The 3,441-nt window shown below is 63.6% G+C and carries 1 protein-coding gene and 2 pseudogenes; 1 reads left to right on the forward strand and 2 read right to left on the reverse strand.

What is annotated here, in order from left to right:
• Window positions 1–84: pseudogene (locus tag IF89_RS45460) on the forward strand (IS5/IS1182 family transposase); the annotation flags it as partial.
• Window positions 85–334: 250 nt separating this feature from the next.
• Here the strand turns inward: IF89_RS45460 and IF89_RS39175 are convergent.
• Together IF89_RS39175 and IF89_RS49990 are read right to left on the reverse strand one after the other, a co-directional pair.
• A pseudogene (locus tag IF89_RS39175) lies at window positions 335–1,501 on the reverse strand (IS701 family transposase).
• A 141-nt stretch (window positions 1,502–1,642) separates the two neighbouring features.
• Complete coding sequence (locus IF89_RS49990) at window positions 1,643–3,124, reverse strand: RHS repeat-associated core domain-containing protein (protein WP_107047454.1); 1,482 nt, start codon at window positions 3,122–3,124, stop codon at window positions 1,643–1,645.
• Window positions 3,125–3,441 lie beyond the last annotated feature (317 nt).

Genomic DNA, 3,441 nt, shown 5'->3' on the forward strand with positions numbered 1-3,441 from the left:
CGCGACTGCCGCCTCAGAGGCGATGGCGTCCACCACGCCATGCCCGGTATCGCCCGGATGTACAACCTCGCTCTCGCCGGATAGACCAGCGGGCCGCACCGCAGCCGACCATGCCTGAGACGACTCGGAGATCATTTACAGGACAGCCCCTACCCAACAGAGAAATGGGATGACCTCTAATACTGCAACGACATTCCGTGATGCCCTCTGCGTTGGTAATGGCTGATGCGTGCTCGTGCCTGGCTTCTTCTTCGCCATATGGACCACGCGAGGACGTGGTGGACGTGGTGGCGGAGGGGAGAGGAGATGCGGTTGAAGAGGCGTCGGGCTTTCTTCATGGTGATGGGGATGAGAGATTGATTGCCGCCGGTGTTCGGGTCCCCCTTTCTGCCTGGGCTCGCAGAAGGGCGAGGAAGGCGAGTGCGGCCATGGAGAGGGTTGTGTGCCGGTACCAGGCGGTGTATCCGCGGACCTGGTAGTGGTCGAGTCCGGTTTCGTTCCTCGCGGTCTGGAAGCACCCCTCGACCATCCACCGGGACCCCGCTAATTGGGCGAGTTCTTCCAGCGAAGTCCCTTCAGGGCAGAAACAGATGCAGTACGCGATATCCGCGGGATCGGTGAGGCTGCGCCGTGCCAGGAGCCAGTGGTCCCGGCCTTCCCGCCGCCAGGGCCGGACCGGAGCCGCAGCCCAGTCGTACTCGCGCGGCCCGTGGGCACCATCGCCGCAGCTCACACGGGCCCATGCGTCGTCGGGCAGCTCGCCGACCAGCTGGGGCGCGCATGCCTGGCCGAAGAATTCCATAACCATGGCCATCTGCGACTTCGGGACCGCGACGACATGGGAGATGTCGCGGTCTTCCAACCACAGCCGGATACGGCTCGTCTCGCCGTAAACCTCATCAGCAGCCACCCACCCGAACTGGATCCCCGACTCCACAGCACGTTCCAGCATCCGCAGCCCCATGTCCGGCTTAATGGCGAATTCGACATCGTCGCCGATGCCGGCAGCCCGGCACCGCTCACGGTCCGCGAACCAGTCCTTCGGGACATACAGCTCGCGGTCGATCAGGGCTCGCCCCCGGTCGGACCCATAGGCCAGGAACACACCCACCTGACAATTCTCGATCCGCCCCGCCGTCCCCGAGTACTGCCGGGCCACCCCGGCCGACTTGACGCCTTTCTTCAGGAAACCCGTCTCGTCGAGGATCAGAATTCCCTGCCCGGGATCCCCAATCTGCTCCACGACCGCGTCGCGGACATCGTCACGCAGGGCATCGGCGTCCACAGGCAATGGTTCAGCAGCCGCTGCATCCCCTGAGGACCTGTATCGCCGGCTGCCTCAGCCAGAGTCCAGCCGTTCTTGCGTTCCGCCTCGCTGAGCAGTCCCCGCAGGGTAGGACACCATCCGCCGCCTCGGTGCCACCCGCCCGAAACGCCCCGCGAACCGCGCCACGAAGTCACCGAACAGACCTGACCAGCCATCAGCTACCTCGCCCGCCACGAAGTGAATAACGAAGACACTCCCTTCGAGTCACGGAGTGTCGTTGCAGCACTAACTGGGCTCAGCAGCCTGCGAGTTCGAGTCCCCGTGTATCTGGTATGCCGAACACGATCAGGTCATCGAACGCGGCGTCAAACATCATTAGCCCTCGTTCGTCACTATATTTGTTACCGATCTAGGGTCGGTTAGGACGAGGATGGGCGCTTTGGTATCGCCGCCAGTGTGCCTCGTTAGATAGCGCCCGCCGAAGCTAATTCCATTTGACTGATATCTTCCGCTAGCAATTCCTTTCATGGTGCCGGCGGGAGGCTCCCCTTGTGCGTTCAAGTCAGGCCGCTTGCGGGAGAAATACTCCGGCGAATGTATTGTGCTGCTTTTGAAGATTAAGATGTCCGGGGAGAAGTTAAAGCAGACTAGACTTCTGCCGTAGCGCATAGCTTCGCAATAATTGGGCGAAGCATAGACCCCATCGCCCTCCGTTCGCCCGTGCGCCCGTCCCTGGAGGCTGAAACCTTCTTTCTTGATTGATAGAGCGCTGCTCCTGGAGGTGCCGTGGTAGTAGTCTTTCATCGAAAGGTTTACTGAGCTGGCGAACCGCGCGTCGTCCGAATTCCTGGCCGAAAGTAAGTCAAACTTAGGACTGTCTCCATACTTGTCCCATTTTATTTTGAGATGTGTGAATCCTGAATTTTCCGCTAGCGAAACTAGGTGCTGCTCCCTCGGATCGGGTGCGATTTCAATCAGTTCCAGCGGTGCCAGGGTGTGGCCTGGTACGGGGCCGGAAGCTCGCGTCTCCTGCAGGCCCCCGCTATATCGTCCTGAATCCTCATCCATGCGGCTGACGGCATTCGGAGTGAGTCTCGGTTGTTTGAAAACCGTTTTCCCCGCCGGATTCTTTTTGTATTTTCCTAGTATACGGATGGTGATGTTACCGGATGGGTCGATGCCATTTACGGGCTCAGCGTTGAAGGCTTGGTATTTGTTGAGGGGTGTGGGGTGGGGGTCGCGGGTGGTGAAGCGGCCGGTTTCGGGGTGGTAGAGGCGGGCGGGGGTGTAGTCGGTGCCGGGTTTGGGCTGACGGTCCGGTTTCCAGGACGGTGTTGCCGCGGCGGTCGGCGTGCAGGTACCGGGTTGCGCCGGGGGTGCCGGTGAGGGTGCGTGCCTCGCGGCCTGCTGCTCCGGTGAGGTAGCTGCCGGTGCGCGGCTGGCCGCCGCCAGCATCGGTGTGGGTGTCGTTGGCGATGGCGCCGTCGGGGGTGTAGTGGAAGGTGGTGGTGCTGGTGGCGCCGTCGGGGGCGGTGGTGGTGGAGGATCTGCGGCTGCCGTCGGCCCAGTACGTGTACTGGCTGCGCAGGCCGTCGGCGGTGGCGGCGGTGGCGGGTTTGTTGTCGGGGTTGTAGGTCCAGGTTGTGCCGTCTGCGCCGTGGAGGAGGTTGCCGACTGTGTCCCAGGTCTGGCCGGTGGTCTTGCCGTCGGTGGTGAGGGCGGTGAGGCGGCCCGCGGCATCGGTCTCATGCACCGTGGTGGTCTCCACCCCGTCCGCACCGGTGACGGTGACCGTGGTGATGTCGCCTGCGGCGTTGGCGGTGTAGGCGGACGACCGCAGCACCGGGGCCTTGGCATCGCCGCGGCCGTGCAGGACGGTGGAGATGAGCCGGCCGTAGGCGTCGTAGCCGTGCACGGTATGCGTCGTCACAGACAGGGCGTCAGCGGCACCCTTTTCCCTGGTCCCGCTGCTGCCGTCCGTGCTGGCACCCTCCCGCCCGCCGCTGTCCACACCGCCGCTGCCGCTGGTGTCGCTGCTGCCGCTGGTATGGGTGGCGCTGCCGCTGCCGGGAGCACTGGTGGTGGGGCGGGTGTCGGTGCGGGTGGCCAGGTCTCCGCGGCTGTTGTACGTGTACACGGTCTGGGACAGCACGGTGCCGTCCTTGCGGGTGAGG

The organism is Streptomyces sp. NRRL F-2664, assembly GCF_000719345.1.
Taxonomy (GTDB): Bacteria; Actinomycetota; Actinomycetes; order Streptomycetales; family Streptomycetaceae; genus Streptomyces.